The sequence below is a fragment of the Streptomyces sp. NBC_00090 genome (assembly GCF_045160815.1).
Classification (GTDB): Bacteria; Actinomycetota; Actinomycetes; order Streptomycetales; family Streptomycetaceae; genus Streptomyces.
The window spans coordinates 9236384-9250702 of the sequence record NZ_CP108224.1; the positions used below are offsets into that span (position 1 = coordinate 9236384).

A 14319-nucleotide genomic window follows, 5' to 3' on the forward strand; every position below is an offset into this window, starting at 1 on the left:
TCGCAGGGAGAGCGGTCGGACTCGGGCGCGCTGGAGGCCGAGCGCGCCTGCGTTGGGGTGGCATGTGTGCTGAGAGCGTCGTGTCAGTCGTGGTGGTGGAACTTCACAGTGTGTGGAAGGCGTTAGCAGGGTGTTGCACGATGATGCGTGTCCAACGAGGGACGACGTGGCAGAAGCTGAGGTGGCACGAGTGGCGATGTGGGATCGGATCAAGGACCAGGCGACCAGAGGTCTGCAGCAGGCCCAAGGGGTACGCGGCGGCTCCGGCGGCCATGGGCCGTCCGGCGCACGGTCCGGGGGTGGTTCCAGGGCCGAGCTCGTGAGCGCGCTGAAGACGCAGCTCACGTCGCTGAAGACGGAGCTGAAGAGCGGCGCTTTCCGGGACGCCAGCATGGCCATGTGCGCGTTGGTGGCCGCCGCTGACGGACGGGTCGATCCGGCCGAGCGCCAGCACGTCGAGTCGCTCATCCTCACCAACGACGTCCTTCAGAACTTCCCCGCCGACCAGCTCCGCCAGCGTTTCAACAAGCACGTCGACCAGCTGTCGGCCGGCTTCGTCATGGGCAAGGCGGCGGTGCTTCAGGAGGTCGTCAAGGTGGCGAAGAAGCCCACCGAGGCACGGGCTGTCATCCAGACCGGCATCGTGGTCGCGGGTGCGGACGGCTTCATCGAGCCTGCCGAGGAGCAGATCATCCGCGAGGCGTGCGCTGCGCTTGGCCTGCCGGCGGCGGAGTTCGGCATCTGACCCGCTGACCTCGGCGAAGAGACGCGTGGCCGGGTACCTTCCGCTGGCCCGGCGGGTCCTGCGGATCGTCCCGGTCGACCAGTGAGGCATAGGTGGCGAAGACGACGGGCCCTGACCCGGCCCACAGGGCGAGCTGGATCGGGTTGGTGGTGGTCCATACTCCCAGCTCGTTGAGCACGGGGCCGTTCTCCAGCGAGCAGACCGCCACCATCGACGCCCGATGCCCCACCGCCCGCCACGCCCGCCGTGTCCACGCTTGCCCTGCTCGTCGTCCTGCTCCTGGTCATCACCGGCATCCTGTTCCTGGGCGCGATCGGTTACCCGATCGACCGCCACCCGCGGCTGGCCAAGCCGCTGGGCGCCTGCGGCACCTGGGCCGCCGCCCTCATCGCTACCGTCGCCCTGGTCGGGGCCTTGCGATTCTTCGACGATCCTGTCGCGCCGTCTGTCACGCGTCCTGCCTGTCACGTGGGCTGACCCGCGCCGATAGTCCGTAACCCGCCCCCCCGGCGTGACCGCACCCCGCGTGACAGCCGTCCGCCCGTCCGGATCGAAGGCGGGCACCCCCTTGACCGCCTTGCATCACATGGCCGCAGCCCCTTGACCACCTACGGGTCAAGAGGCCGTAGTCCTACCGATACCGCCTCTGGCGTCGCCTGTCCGGGGGCTTGGGGTTGTGGCATAGGGCGCGTGTCAGGACAGGGGGGTGGGGTGGGCCGGCGGGGCGGGGGGATGGCCTGCAGAAGTTCCCACAGGGGTCTGGAGCCGCCGGCCCATTGGGCAAGGACGATGCGGTCGACCAGATGCAGACGCTGGGAGCGGGCGAACTCGAGTGCCGGTTTGGAGAACCTGCCGTTGGTGACGAGGACGACGACGTCGCCCTTGTGCACCGGCCGGCCGGTGCCGTTGAGCACCTGCAGATCCGGCGTACCCACCGCGGAGCCGGCCAGACCGGCCTTACGGTGATTGCACTGAATCACCCAACGCCCATACGGGTCGGTCGCCTTCACATCCGCGCCGTTGTCCCCGGCACCACCGACCTGCACCGCGTCCGCGCACCCATCGCACCGCATCAGGTCCGCACCGCGTGCTCGAACTGCCGGTGATGCAAAGCGTCCAGCTGCGCCAGCGCATAACGCAGCCCCTGGGACCTGACTCGTTCCCACCGTGCCGCACGCTGCCGCTGGACCATCCAGCCCGCCACGGCCCCGCCCACAAGCAGTACCACGACGACCGGCACCCACGGATGGGCGGCCACGAAACGCACCACGCCCATGAGTAGCGTCGACGCCACCACCAGACCACCGACCACCAGGACCAGCTGCTCGTTGCCCGAGGCCTTGCGCGAGCGCCGCCTGCTCGTACGGCGCAGCACGGGCCGACGCCGACTCACCTCCCGCTCCCGTCGCGCTCCCACTTGATCGGGTAGGAGACCGTCGGCTGGGGACGGGGAGCGGGCTTGTCCCACCCGGGCCACCGGATCGGATAGGAGACCGTCGGTGCCGGAGAAGGCGCCGGCCTGTCCCAGCCGGGGAACTTGATCGGATAGGCCACCCTCGAGGTTGGCCGTGGTGCAGGTAACCGCTCCGTCCCCGCTCCACCGCCGGCAGAAGTGCCCGACGAGCCCCCGAACACGAACACGGCCGCCACGATCCCGATGGCCAGCGCTGTCTGCTTACTCGTCCCCGCCGGCGCCCGCCAATGAGACCGCACCGACGTCCCGTCCCGCCTGAGATACCCCTTGATGAACGGCAAACCGACACCCCTCCCCGATCGACAACGCGCTCTCCCACGCGGCCGACCAATGTAGAGCGCCCCACTGACAATGCGTTACTTGAATCAAACCGAAAGTGATCTTGTCGCCTGCGGCGTTGCTCGGGTGGCTGCACAAAGGGTGGCGGCGGACTGGGTGCGCGGAGAGTTGATGCCGACCGCCACTTCGCCCGGCGTCTCCGTAACCCGGGTCGCCGGGTGCGGGGGCGTCAGGGAGGCGCCCCGTCCCGCGCACGCAGGAGAGACGGGGTCGGCGCTGTCAGCCCAGGAATGCCATCAGCCGGTCGTTCAACTGCTTCGGCGCAGTGAGCGGTGGGCGGCCCTGGGCAGTCCTCGCCCTGTGGGAGCCCCCGGCGGGCTCTGTCGGCGACCTCGACGGCGTGGTGGCACGGCTGTGCTCCGCGCGCATGGCCAGCGGGCATGCGCAGATCGGCGGCCGGCGGCGATGAGCCCGCGTGGGCCTGAAGGACTCGCGCTTATCGAAAGGCCGACCTTGAGTTACTCGAAGCGTGCCAGCCAGTCATGCATAAAGGGCTGGTGAGCATGGGTAGGGCTGCTTCCCGTGCAGGAGACATGGATCATGACCTATGAGGAAACCCGCGGTACCGCTCCGGCGATCACCGCGGTGCTACCTCGGCCGCTGCCCGGTCTGATGGCGCAGGACGTCATGCCGTGGGAGCTGCGCCTGGGGGATGTGGTGCCGTTTGACGATGGGGTCGGGCGCCCGGTCCTCGACATACGAGCAGTTGGGGGAGGACAGCGCGGCAGATGCCTGATCTTTTCCGGCGTGCCCCCGCTGATGGTCAGCCTGCGCCTCACGGTCTACCGCTCCTGCAGCAGGCTGACCACTCAGCCTGTCCCTGGCAGGCGAGCGGCGATCGTCTGAACGACCTGCGAACCTCGCCGAGTGGACCGCGACCAAGCTCCGCTGGGGCCTTTCGCCGATCAGAGCGAGATCGATGTAATCCGCGCCTTCCACGGACCAGACACCGGACCGCCTGCCGGCGGCCACAGGAGGCGTCTCGCCGGGCCCGCCGGCGCCTACCGAAAAGCCAGCTGACCGACTCCCGGGAGCGCGGGGGGCCCGGAACGCAATGCCCCCCGCAATTGCTCCTCAGCAGTTCGGCGAGCGCGGCGGCGATCCGGCCCTTGGGCGCGCCGCTCGCCGCGGCGAGGGTGTCGCCGGCGGTCTGCAGCCGCGGGTCGCCTTCGTAGGGGTGTTGCTCTTGCGGGGGCCCTGGGGTTCGTCGGCGCGTCGGCCGCCGCCCTTGCCTTGGCCGGGAGGGTTGTCACGGCGCTCGTTGACCTCATGGCGGGGCCAGAGTCGGGTGCCGTAGACGGTGGTGCCGCCCGAGAGGTAGCCCTGGGAGGCGTAGGCGCGGACCGTTCCGGGGGTGATGCCGAGGACCGAGGCTACCTCCTTGTCGGTGAGGAGGTCGTCGGGGTGTTCGCCCGCGGGCAGCGGGGGGATCGGCTTGCCGGCGATGTAGGCCTCGCCCTGGGCCTGGTCGTAGACCAGGGAGCGGCTGTCGGGAAGCAGGGTCGGACGTGATTGCGGAAGTCGAGGGCGTCGCGGCGGCGCCAGGTGGCCAGCGGCACGCCGAGCCGGCGGGCGACGTCGGCTTCGTTGATGACCGGTCGGTTGTGGGGGATCACGTCGTCTCCTCGAGGCTGCTGCGCCGCGGACGCGGCCTGTATGGGGAAGGCGCAGGGACGGTTCGTTTTCGGGCCTGAACTTTGTGAGAAGCCGGCGGTGTGCCGGGTCGCTCCTCGAGCGGCCCTCCGCCGGCTTCGCTCGTTCCGGGGACAAGAAGCTGTCGGACCACCGCGGGTGGCTGGACGGCCTGGGCGACACCGAGGTGTGGCTGGAGGGACTGGCGGCCGGAAAGATCGCGGACTTCGCGGGCGAAGCGGAGGCGGCCACTCGCCCCCCTGTGTCGCGACGCCGCGAACGGGCGGCGCCGGTTCCGCCCCAGGGGCGCTCTGCGGCGTCTCGTACCGGCGACAGTGTCGCCGTCAGTGACCCTCGCAGGTGGCCCTCAGCCCGTGAGGAAGGATCCCTCGCGACAAGCGTGGCAGACGAAGACGTAGCCCAGCTGGCCGCCGAGGTTCATCGCGGTCTCCCAGTTCATCCCCTCCTCCAGGTGTGCCGCGAACTCCATCGTGCCGGTGCAGGAGGGGCACACGGGCAGTCGGTCGTCCTCAAGGTAGGAAGGGCTGCCTCCGAGCGACCCGAGTACTTCGCGCTGCTTCCCGAATCGTTCTTCGGGTTCCCACTTCCATCCCGAGCGGGCAAGGTCGTACGCGTCAGGCTCGATCCCTTCCTCCTCGCAGGCCTCCTCGGGGTCGATCGTCACGACATGAGTGCGGATGGCCGAGGTGGCGGGCAGTAGCGTCACACCCGCCTCGGGCACGGCCACTGGTAGCAGTTCCTCCCGGGGAAACAGATAGACCCGGCTCGCGCTGGAGGTCGCCTCCCAGAATTCGCACGCGCCAGGGTCGTTCTGGCACAAGAACACCGACAGGACAGCGCCCTCGACGGGGAGATGGGCGAAGAACTGCAGCGGCCCTCCGCAGCCGCACACGGGCCAGGCGAATCCGGCCGGAGCCAGCGGCACGCCCCCGGTACGCGGGACGTCGGAATCGGCCGGTGCGGGGCCGTCGTAGATCATCAGCGCTGTCTGCATGACGAGAGGCTACTGGCGGCGGTCGCCCGGCTGGAGGAGGAGTATGTCGACGAGCTCACCGTGCTCGACAGGCGCTACCGCGTGGTGCGGGCCGAGGAGTACGTGGCCATCGACGCGCACGGCGGCATCGAAACGCCGCGGCCCACCGACCCCGAACCCCTCACCCCCGACTGGAGCCCCGGCGCCGGCGCCGGCGCCCGCAGTCCGCGGGTCGACGACGGCCTCGTCCTGGACCCGGGCGCACCTCTCGCCCCGCTTCAGGCGGCGGAGCGAGTCGCCCTGCGCTCCCTGGCCTACAGCGGGACCAGGTTCCCCGGTCCCATGCTCGCCGACTCGGCGCGGGCCGTGGAGAGTCGTCCGGACGTCCTGCTAACAGGACGCTCCGAAACCGATGAGCGGCTTCGCGGGCTCCCTCCGCCAGGACCTCGACGCCGTCACAGCCGGCCTCACCCTCAAATGGAGCTCCGGCGTCGTCGAAGGCCACGTCAACCGGGTCAAGACCTTGAAGAGGGCGATGTATGGCCGGCCTCGTTCGAACTCCTGCGGACCCGCATCCTCACTCAGTCATGACTCGGGTGGCCAGTAGACGCGGGTGTGCAGGAACGCGGCGATCGTGGCCGCGTCCCGGGGAGAGGAGAAGTGGAGCAGGGCCGACTCGGCGGCGGCGTCGGCACCGTCCTCCTGGTCCTTGCCCTCGCCACCGGCCCCGACGATCCGCCCGTCCTCGTCGCGCTGGATGTGGACCTTGCGCTGGCCGTGAGTGAGGGCGCGGGAGGCGAGCTGCTCGACCAGCCGCTCATCATGACTGCGCAGGCCTTGGAGGACCGCTACGAGGGGCGGAAGCTGGCGGCGGCTCACCCCGATAGTCGACCCCGCCGCCACGAGCAGCCCGTTCCCAGGCCGCGTCCACGTCATCCAGGACGGCGACGCCCACCTGGCCCAGGCAGTGCTGATGACCGACGAGGAAGCCGTCGTGTGGGTTACCGCGAGGGCGGCCGGAGAGACCGAAGCCGGTTGACCCGCACCGGACACTCCACGGGCCTGGGGGATCAGCCATGCCCAGCTCGGGGGTCGCACCGTCAACGATGGCGCGACCCCTCATCGTCACGCGCCCGGCTGCGGCTCCTCCACAGGATTGGTCAGTCGCCTACGTTGTCGTCGTCGGCGGGCGCGTCGTCTGTCTCTACTGCGCGGGCTTCCTGGGTGTCGGAAGAGTCCGGCTGCTCGGCTTCGTCATCAATGGCTTCATCGCGACCATGCGGTTGATGCAGGTCGACGGCGATGTCCAACTTGGGCATGGAGTCCGCCATCTTCCGGGCGAGGCGCTGGACCGGCGTGTCGATGCGCCGCAGTCCAGTCATCTGCCGGGCGAGGCGCTCTGCGGGGCCGTTGATCAGTGCTGCCTGTTGAGCGGCGATCTGCTTGGCGAGTTGCTGTGCGGGGCCGTTGATCAGTGCTGCCTGTCGAGCGGCGATCTGCTTGGCGAGTTGCTGTGCGGGGCCGTTGATCAGTGCTGCCTGTCGAGCGGCGATCTGCTGAGCGAGCTGGGTGGTGGCCGTATCGAGTTTCGCGAGGGACGGCGCAAGCTGTTCGGCGATCAGGCGCTCAGCCGAGGTTGGAACAGCCAGAGCTCTGCGCTTGGCACCCGCCACGATGTCAGCGCCCTGCTTCTTGAGAGCCTGCAGAATCCTCATGTGCGATCTCTCGGGTTGGTGTCAGTGGTGGTGTGTGTCAGTGGCGGAGGTTGTGTGAGTGGGTCTTTGTGGCTGGTCAGAGAGTTGTCGCTCGCTGTTTCTCGCTGTCATGAGGCGAGAGATTTCACTGTCATGAGGCGTTATCTCATGGTGGGTGATGCTGTCTCAGGTTCGAGAGTTCTTATGCAGTGAGACGGATGGGCCTGGTCTGATCGAGGGGTGGAGTCTGGGGATCGGGTGTCGGGGGAGACAACGGGGCTGCCTGAGGCTTCGGCCAGGGTTCTTCGCGGGCCGGCAGTACGTCGGCTGCTGGCGTTGCGTCGGGAGGGCGCGCTGTCGTCCCGGCATGTCCGGTCGATGGCTGAAGCGCTTCATGTGAAGGAGCGGACGGTGTGGCGGTGGCTGGCCGCTGCCGAGCGCGACGAGTGTGCGGCTGAGTGTCCTGGTGAACGGGCGCAGTCCCGTGACCGGTTCACGGTCACTCCGGAGGTCCGTGCCTTGCTCGCATTGTGGAAGGGGAACGTGGCCGCCGTTCACCGCGAGCTTGCTGCCCGCGCTGTGAGGGGACAGGGACCTCCTCCGCCCTCGATCCCCACTCTCCACCGGGCGATCCGGCGTGATCTGACGCCGGGGGAACGGGCCGGGCTTGCCGGCGGTGAGCGCGAGGCTCGCAGGCACGATGTGTTCTTGTCCCGGCCTCGGGGATGGCGGAACCAGGTCTGGGAGACCGATCACGTCCAGGCCCCGGTCCTGGTCGACGTCGAGGGCACCGTCCGCCGGCCGTGGATCACCTGGTTCGTCGACTGCGCTTCGAACACGATCATGGGTGTCGCGGTCACACCGGGGCATCCCTCACGGGAGTCCGTCCTGGCCGCGCTGCGCGCCGCGGTGGTGCGCGAGGAGCCGTTCGGGCCACAGGGCGGCCTGCCGGAAAAGGTACGCGTGGACCGGGGCAAGGACTTCCTATCGAAGACCGTTGCCGCCGCGTTCAACGCCCTCGACGTCACCGTCGAGGACCTGCCTGCCTACACCCCGCACCTGAAGGGCACGGTGGAGGGCCTGAACCGGGCCGTGGAGTCGATGTTCCTTGCCGCGCTGCCCGGCTACACCCGCCAGCCGCGCCCGGGCCGACGCCGGGCGCGGCCGAAGGACGAGGTGCTCCTGCACTTCGAGGACTTCACCACACGCCTGTTGGACTGGGTGGGCTGGTGGAACACCTCCCACCGCCCCGGGCCCTTGAAGGGCCGCTCCCCGCTGCAGGTGTGGGAGACGGATCCGACGCCGCTGCGTGAGATCGGCGCGGACGAATTGTGGACGTTCACCCTGGAGGACGACGGTCGGTTCCGGGTGCTCTCCACCAAGGGTGTCCGCTTCAGGAACCGCGACTACGTGGCGGCGTGGATGACGGGCCTGGCCGGTGAGAGGGTCCGGGTCCGGTTCATGCCGCATCACGACTGCCGCATCGAGGTGTTCGACGCCGCCACCGGCCGATACCTGGGCCCCGCCGAACTGGCGGACGCCGCCACACCAGAGCAGATCAGCGCGGTCCGTACAGCGAGGGCCGCCCGCACCCGCCGGCTGCGGCAGGACCTTGCCGCAGCGCAGCGTGAGCGCTACGCCGCAGCCACCCGGCCAGGGAAGCCCGAGCGGCTTGGTGCGGTGACCGGGGCGGAGGCCGGCCGGGAGCTGGCAGCGGCCGAGCAGTCGGATCTGTCGCGGCTGGCGTTGCCGGATCTGATCCCGCCTGCTGCGCCTCCGGCCGGCTGGCGCACGCCGCCTTCCCTTGTGGCCCGCACCCACCGCGCCCCTGCAGATACACCGACCGCTGACGAGCAGCCCCGCTCAGGCACCGCTGGCGCTCACAGCCCAGGCGCTGCCGCCGGTGCCGGTGCCGACGTGACCGGCGGGGGAGAACCGCGGTGACTGCCCCGACGTATCAGTACGTTGATCTGCCCGATGCGCAGATCGTGACGACCCGAGCTCTGCTGACCGCCAGGGAGAACATCGCCGACACGGTCGCGGCCCGGGCGATGATGTGCATCCACGGCGGTGCCGGGTTCGGGAAGACCCTCGCGGTCAACACCTGCCTGCGCGAGCTGGAGGAGACGGCGGGCGAGGAGGTGTGCCGGGTCACCTTCCGCGCCCGCCCCACCGCCCGCGCAGTCCGCTACGAGCTTTTCGAGACCCTGCGTCTGCCGGGGGAGCCGCCCCGTCACCCCAGCGAGTTCGACCGCCTCCTGAAAACGGCTCTGGCGGAACGGCCCCGTACATTCCTGGTGGACGAGGCGCAGTGGCTCAACGGGGAGGCGTTCGAGTACTTCCGCTACCTGTGGGACGAGCCCGCCACCCGGCTCGCGATCGTCTTCGTCGGCGGCGCCGGCGCGCATACCGTGCTGCGCCGGGAGCCGATGCTCTCCTCCCGGATCTTCATCTGGCAGCAGTTCACCCGTCTCACCCCGGCTGAGGTCCTCGAGGTCGTCCCGCTCTTCCACCCTGTCTGGGAGGACGCCGACCCCGCGGACGTGACGTTCGCCGACGAGCAGGCCGCCCACGGAAACTTCCGAGCCTGGGCCCAGCTCACCGCCCACCTGCGCACCGCCCTGGAACGCACCAGCCGCCCCCGCCCGGACCGCGACCTGCTGCGCTGGGCCTTCAGCCGCCTCGCATGACCCTCCCCGCACCCCGGACAGGCCTCGCCGTCGTCTTCGACCCCGGGGACGACGCCGCCTTCACCCACACCGCCCTGGCCGCGCACGCCCCGCAGGCCAGCCGCATCACCCTTCACCCCGGCCCGGGCACGACCAGCGACACCGCCCTCGCCTCCGACCTGCTCCAGGCCCTGGGCAAACCGGCCCACATCCCGGGCCGGTACCCGCACGGCCGACCACCACTGTGGGAGGCCGCCGCCGCGTGGACGACCGCCCTGGCAGTCACCCGCCTGACCGTCCTGCGCGCCCACCTCCTCGACCAGCGCCGCCTCCAATGCCTCCTCGACCTGCAGTGCCAGACCGGCATCCACCTGACCCTCGTCGTCCACCGCCCCCGCCTGACCGCAGCCCTCCACCGCGCCCTGGCAGCCGGCCACCACACCACCGTCCACACCCTCACCAAAGCCCGCGCCCTCTACCTGGGCGACACCGCCTCATCCAGCCCGCCGCCAGCAGCTCCCACCCTGCCCGCTTCGCCCGCTGCCCTGCGCTGGATAACCCTCGCCGCCCTCGACCGCCTCGTCTCCTACGACAGCCCCCAGCCCTGCACCACCGCCTGCGCACCGAAGCCGATCGTCTACCACCAGCGCCCGGCACCCCTACCACCCACGCCCGCCCAGACAGCCCGGCTCACCGACCGCCTGCACACCGCGACAGCCCACCCCGCCCGCGCCGCCGCCCTCGCGGCAGCCATCGCCACCGGAGCCTCGTTCCAACAACTCACCACCGCCCACACGGACGGCTTCCACCCCGCCGACCACACCCTCACCCTGCACGACCGCACCCGGTACACCGACGGCTGCGCGATCTACCCCATCCCGCCCTGGGCCACCGTCTTCCTCCACGCCGCGACCCGCTTCGCACACCTCACCAGCACACCCCACCTCCTGGCCGCCCCCACTGACCGCCCCGCCCTCCTACGCCTGGCCGAGACCATCAGACTCCGCCCGCCCCAGCCCCCCGCCGGCCGAGCAGGCACGCACCGCGGCCCGGTGGTCTGGGACTGGCGGGAGAAACACGAGGCACTGAGCCATGAGACCGGCCAGCCCGCCCCACCGCCGGCCGGAGGCAACTCCACAGCCGCTACGCGAGCCCGAAGTCGATGAAGTCGACTTCCCCGAACCGCACCTGCAGCGCGTCCGCCCGCCGGCCAGCCTGCCGGAAGTAGACGTGCCCCAACGCCCGGCCCAGGATCACCTCGTGCTGTCCGTCGGAAGCCCCGGCCTCCCAGGCGCGAAACAGCTCCCGTGCCACCTCTCCGGGCACCGCCACCGTCAGCAGCCGGAGCCGGGGATCGTCAGAGGTACCGGCACCGGCCGCGAACCCGAACCGCGCCCGCGTGTGCACCACCAGCCCCCGCTCCTCCGCGGCAGCCTGCCGACGAGCACGCACCCGCGGCTGCCACCGCGCCCGCACCCGCTCCTCGATCAGCACCAGGTGGCGACCACTCGGCCTGCCCCGCCCCGACCCCCTCCGCGCCGTCCACCGCTGAACCGTCCGCAACGACACCCCCAACTCCTGCGCCACCACCCGCTTCGACCCCTTCGCCCACCTGAGCAGCACACGCAACTGCTCCTCAGCGGTACCCGGCACCGGCTGCGTGAACAGCAACTGTTCCAACGCCGCCCGTACCACCGTGGCCTCCGTCCGTCGATCGCCTCATGCACCGGGTCTCCCATGTCTGACGGCGACGGGCAGCCGGAATCTCGATCTTCCTGCACGCAGCATTGAGATGCGGTAGGGCTCTGGAGATCACTTCGAGAAGGCACTCTGTCAACGCGCCCACTGAAGTCCGAGTTCGGCGAGCGCGGCGAGCTTGTCCGCGGTGAGCTTGGCCCGACGGCTCTTGCTGTTACTCAAAAACACCCCAAGCTTGACCTCCGTGCCATCCTCCAGCCGCTCTGTGTGGGCCCTGGGGACGACCACAGAGCCGGTCCGGGCCTTGTACTGCGCCAGGGCCGCAACACCCCGCTCGAAGGCGCTCACGGGCGTCGTGGACGCCTCTGCGAGTGCTTCCGGCTCCGGGGTGTGCGGGATGACGCCGATAGCCTCCAGGCGCCCGCGTTGTCCGTCGGTCAGGGCGGCCCACACCTCGGGCTGGCGCTGCCGAGCGAGCCACCTCCCGATGTCCATGCCGTGGACGGTGACGCCGGGTTCGACGTACGCGAGGATGGTCTCCTCGGCGAGCATCTCCCGGACCACGGCGTAGTGCCGCTGCCATGGGGCCGGCCACGCCGGGTTCCAGTCCCCGTCCACGGCCTCCAGTGCCGCCTTCCACTCGGGGTGATCGTCCAGGGCGCCGGGTCGGCGGAGGTTCGCGAGCCACTGCCCGATCGGCCGGTCCAGCATCGTCGCCGTCCGGGGCGCACACAGCGTCCAGTACTCCTCGTAATACGCCTTCGCCGCCTGAAGGTTCTCCTGGAACCGCTCATCCACAACCGACCACACCATCCCGAGCCGCTCCAGCCGCCCGGCACGCTGCCCGCTCATCTCCCCAGCCACGTACGCCCGCCGCTGCTCCGCCACCCACTGCCCAAGGGGTGCCGCACCCTCCCGATGCCCGTACGGCACTCTCGCGTGCCCGACCCGCTCGACGTACGCCTTGAGCTTCGCCCAGCCGCGCGCCCAGTCCTGCCGCTCGGTGTCGATCACGTTGAAGGACACCCAGTCAGCGACCATCACCGGGTCACGTGGAGCGGCAAAACGCAGCAGAAGACGGGATTCGTCCTCGCCTTCCCCGGGCGGCGGGCCGATGTACGCGGACGGCTGCGCCACGTCCTTCTGCGGCTCCTGCGGAATCGCCAGCAATTCCACGGCCTCTTCATCGTGAGCCCGCAACCCCTCAAGAACCTTCACCAAAGGCCGATACGACCCCGAGGTGAACATGTCCTCCGGCTTTTCCCCGGGCTGGAGAAATACAGGCACGATCAAAGACGCAAGCTTTCCCTCTCCGGGCTTCTGACGCAAAGCGCGGCCGATGGCCTGCACGATGTCATGGGGCGCGCCCTTCGGGTCCAACAGGGCCACGCTGTCCACGACCCGGATGTCGACGCCCTCACCCAGGACACGACAGTTCGAGAGCACGGCCCGCCGCGCCGTGGTCCCGAACCCGCCCAGCACCTCCCGCCGACGCTCCGGGACATGCTCACCACACAACCAGTCCGCCCAGACCCGCTTCGGATACGTCTCCGGCTGGTCCGCGTGCAGCTTCGCCGCCACGCGCTCCAAACCCTCCGCGTACGCCTGCGCCTCCATCGTCCGATGATGAAACGTGATGCACGTCGACAGACCGTGCTGCGCCATCGCGTGCAGCAACGCGGCCTGAAGGGCTCCGAGACGCTCCCCGCGCACCTTCTCGCTGTGCCGGTCCTCGCCCATCAGCCGCTCCGGGGTGACGACCGGGTCCTGAAGTTCCAGGACGATGATCTGATACCGCGCCAGCAGCCCACGCGACACGGCCGACGCCAGCGACAGCTTGTAGAGAACCGGCCCGAAGACCGCCTCATCGTCCATAGAGGCCGCCATCTCCCGCGGCAACGGGTCACGCACCCCCTCCACGACCTCCCGGTTCAGCCGCTCCTCCCAAATCCGCGGCGTCGCCGTCAGGTACAGCCGGCGGTGCGACGGGATCACGGTCTGGTCGTGGACATCGGCCCACGCCTTACCCATCGAGCCCGAAGTTCTGTGCGCCTCATCCACCACCGTCAGGTCCATCGGATCCAACTGCTGCCCGTAGACACCCTCGAAAGCCTCCGCCAGGACCCCCAGCGAGGCGTACGTCCCGAAGACGACCACAGGCCCGGAGCCATGCCACAGAGCCAGCCGCACAGGATTCGTCGTGGAGCGCACCTTCAGGCTCCACAGCTCCGGGTCATCGGTGAGGCTGCACACCGCAACCGCCGGCCCCGCATGCCCAGCCCCACGCCACGCCCGCACGGTCTGGGTCAGAAGATCCAGCGTCGGCACCAGGACGAGAATGCGACCCTTGGGCACGAGCCGCCTCGCCGACGCCGCCGCAATGATGGTCTTCCCCGTCCCGCACGCGGCGTGCACCTGCCCACGCAGGCCGTTCCAAGGAATACCACCCGGCGGAACATCGAGACCGCGCACAATGGCAGCAACGGCCTCGATCTGGTGGTCACGCAGTTTCACGGCCATTCCCGTGTTCTCCTTTTCGCGGAATGCGACGTGCAATCAGAAGGAAAGTCCGGCGCGGCGAGTGGTGGGCCGGGGTAGTGGTGCCTGATCCCAGACTCTACACAGTTAGGACCAGTGATGCATCACTCACTCGACAGGTTTGATCTGGAGGATGACGCTTGACTGATTCGCCCCCGCGCTCATGGTTCATTCGGCATACTGACGGGCCATTGGTAAACGTGAGCGGCTGGTTTCGAGGGTGGGGGAGGGGTTCGGGTGGAGCGCAGCGGAGCCCGTCACCTGCGGTGGGGCCGACACCCCGTCAGACCGATGGTCCGTCATCCTCGTTGCGGGGGTGGTGGCTGGGATTCCCAGACCCTACACAGGCCCGCACGTGATGCACCACCCCTTGTAGCCAGCCTGGGTGATCGCGCTTGCGCGGTCGCCTGTAATTCGCGCTTGCGCGAATTACATTCTTTTCTGAATTCCGTTTACGGAATTCTATTCCGGCGCTTGCGCCGGAATTCGAATTGCGCTTGCGCAATTCGCGCTCTATGCCCCGGCTTGCCGGGGCA

The 14319-nt window shown here is 69.6% G+C and carries 11 protein-coding genes and 3 pseudogenes; 7 read left to right on the plus strand and 7 right to left on the minus strand.

Translation table 11 applies throughout. From position 1 onward, the window contains the following. Positions 1-190 precede the first annotated feature (190 nt). Entirely contained in the window at positions 191-745 is a 555-nt protein-coding gene (locus OG361_RS41060) for a TerB family tellurite resistance protein (protein ID WP_356679820.1), read from the plus strand. Here the strand turns inward: OG361_RS41060 and OG361_RS41065 are convergent. Beyond that, positions 744-995, minus strand: a pseudogene (locus OG361_RS41065) (hypothetical protein); the annotation flags it as partial. The gene OG361_RS41060 and the pseudogene OG361_RS41065 sit on opposite strands and share 2 nt — an antisense overlap. On the opposite strand from OG361_RS41065, the gene OG361_RS41070 reads away from it, so the two are divergent. After that, positions 992-1222: a hypothetical protein gene (locus OG361_RS41070; protein WP_405861967.1), complete on the plus strand. Its 231-nt coding sequence runs from the start codon at positions 992-994 to the stop codon at positions 1220-1222. The pseudogene OG361_RS41065 and the gene OG361_RS41070 overlap by 4 nt on opposite strands. 233 nt (positions 1223-1455) lie before the next feature. Here OG361_RS41070 and OG361_RS41075 read toward each other — a convergent pair. Continuing rightward, positions 1456-2138 (minus strand): annotated as a pseudogene (locus OG361_RS41075) (restriction endonuclease); the annotation flags it as partial. A gap of 960 nt (positions 2139-3098) precedes the next feature. Here OG361_RS41075 and OG361_RS41080 point away from each other — a divergent pair. Then, the gene (locus OG361_RS41080) at positions 3099-3404 is read left to right on the plus strand and encodes a hypothetical protein (RefSeq protein ID WP_405861969.1); all 306 of its coding nucleotides are present in this window, start codon (positions 3099-3101) and stop codon (positions 3402-3404) included. Between the two features lie 1153 nt (positions 3405-4557). On the opposite strand, the gene OG361_RS41085 is transcribed toward OG361_RS41080, so the two are convergent. Then, the gene (locus tag OG361_RS41085; protein WP_405851169.1) at positions 4558-5205 is read right to left on the minus strand and encodes a hypothetical protein; all 648 of its coding nucleotides are present in this window, start codon (positions 5203-5205) and stop codon (positions 4558-4560) included. Between the two features lie 60 nt (positions 5206-5265). On the opposite strand from OG361_RS41085, the gene OG361_RS41090 reads away from it, so the two are divergent. Then, positions 5266-5775: a DUF5954 family protein gene (locus OG361_RS41090; RefSeq protein WP_405851168.1), complete on the plus strand. Its 510-nt coding sequence runs from the start codon at positions 5266-5268 to the stop codon at positions 5773-5775. 6 nt (positions 5776-5781) lie between these two features. Here the strand turns inward: OG361_RS41090 and OG361_RS41095 are convergent. Then, positions 5782-6045 (minus strand): annotated as a pseudogene (locus OG361_RS41095) (hypothetical protein); the annotation flags it as partial. A 299-nt stretch (positions 6046-6344) separates the two neighbouring features. Then, entirely contained in the window at positions 6345-6899 is a 555-nt protein-coding gene (locus OG361_RS41100) for a hypothetical protein (protein ID WP_405851167.1), read from the minus strand. A gap of 357 nt (positions 6900-7256) precedes the next feature. Here OG361_RS41100 and OG361_RS41105 point away from each other — a divergent pair, with 357 nt between their 5' ends. From OG361_RS41105 to OG361_RS41115, 3 genes are read left to right on the plus strand one after another with little or no spacing between them, the layout of a single operon-like run. Further along, on the plus strand, positions 7257-8822 hold the full coding sequence (locus OG361_RS41105; protein WP_405861971.1) for a Mu transposase C-terminal domain-containing protein: 1566 nt from the start codon (positions 7257-7259) through the stop codon (positions 8820-8822). Between the two features lie 44 nt (positions 8823-8866). After that, on the plus strand, positions 8867-9568 hold the full coding sequence (locus tag OG361_RS41110; protein WP_405851166.1) for an AAA family ATPase: 702 nt from the start codon (positions 8867-8869) through the stop codon (positions 9566-9568). After that, on the plus strand, positions 9565-10713 hold the full coding sequence (locus OG361_RS41115; protein ID WP_405851164.1) for a hypothetical protein: 1149 nt from the start codon (positions 9565-9567) through the stop codon (positions 10711-10713). Before OG361_RS41110 ends, OG361_RS41115 begins: the two co-directional genes overlap by 4 nt. Here the strand turns inward: OG361_RS41115 and tpg are convergent. Both tpg and OG361_RS41125 read right to left on the minus strand, forming a co-directional pair. After that, a complete protein-coding gene (gene tpg, locus OG361_RS41120; RefSeq protein WP_405851162.1) occupies positions 10691-11227 on the minus strand; it encodes a telomere-protecting terminal protein Tpg in 537 nt (178 codons plus the stop codon). The two genes, OG361_RS41115 and tpg, sit on opposite strands and share 23 nt — an antisense overlap. Positions 11228-11380: 153 nt before the next feature. After that, a complete protein-coding gene (locus tag OG361_RS41125) occupies positions 11381-13765 on the minus strand; it encodes a Helicase associated domain protein (protein ID WP_405851160.1) in 2385 nt (794 codons plus the stop codon). Between the last annotated feature and the right edge of the window lie 554 nt (positions 13766-14319).